Genomic DNA, 808 nt, shown 5'->3' with positions numbered 1-808 from the left:
GCCTTCAGCCTCTCGACCGCCGCGTCATAGACTTCGAAGCGCCGCGACTGGTACTCGGTGGCGTCGGGAAAAATGCCCAACCAATGCAGGTCGTAGAGGATGGCGTCGGAAAACTCCTGCTTCGAGCGCGCAATGTCGGTGTCGTCGAAGCGCTGGATGAAGCGACCCTTGTTGTTCACGGCGAACAGCCAGTTGAACAGAGCCGTGCGCGCATTGCCGATATGGATGCGGCCGGTCGGCGAAGGGGCGAAACGAACGGTAACTGTCATGAGCGGGGCGTACCGGATGCTTTTACGATTGACAAGACGCGCCCCCGCGCTGCCCGGCAGACATAGAACATGGCGGCTGGAATGAAAAGACCGGGCGTTGGACGCCTCAGGAGGCACCCAGTCCGCAGGCGGCCTTTGTAACCGAGCGCTGCCAGCCGCTGGGGCCGACCACCGGTTGAAGGCGATCAGCGGCCGAAATCATCGGAACTGAGGCGGGTCCAGCGGTCGCCCACCAATCCACCGATAAAGATGTCGCCGGAGCGGACCGCTTCCGTGACCTCGGCGATCCGCGAGCGGACCATCGTTCCCCCGGCATAGCGGAAGAAGACATTCTTGTAGCCAAAGAGTTGGGATATGAATCTGGTCTGCGTCTGCCCGGTGATGCCCACGCAGCCCATCTCCCATGCGGCGGCGACAAGCGCATCCAGCGTCGCGCCCCAATGCGATCCGAATGCCTGGATTTGCAACAGGTTCGCCATGTCGCCGGCTTGACCATAGAAGGCATAACAACCGAGCATTTTGCCCGTTTCGTCGTAGAT

The 808-nt window shown here is 61.4% G+C and carries 1 protein-coding gene and 1 pseudogene; both read right to left on the bottom strand.

The annotated features are described in order from the left end of the window. The coding region (locus ENZ74_RS33300) for a glutamate--tRNA ligase family protein (protein WP_245471067.1) at nucleotides 1-269 on the bottom strand (269 nt) is incomplete at its 3' end. Nucleotides 270-454: 185 nt separating this feature from the next. After that, a pseudogene (locus ENZ74_RS33295) lies at nucleotides 455-808 on the bottom strand (hypothetical protein); the annotation flags it as partial.

The organism is Mesorhizobium sp. M7A.F.Ca.CA.002.15.2.1 (genome assembly GCF_003998715.1).
Taxonomy (GTDB): Bacteria; Pseudomonadota; Alphaproteobacteria; order Rhizobiales; family Rhizobiaceae; genus Mesorhizobium; species Mesorhizobium ciceri.
This window is presented reverse-complemented; position numbering and strand designations above follow the sequence as displayed.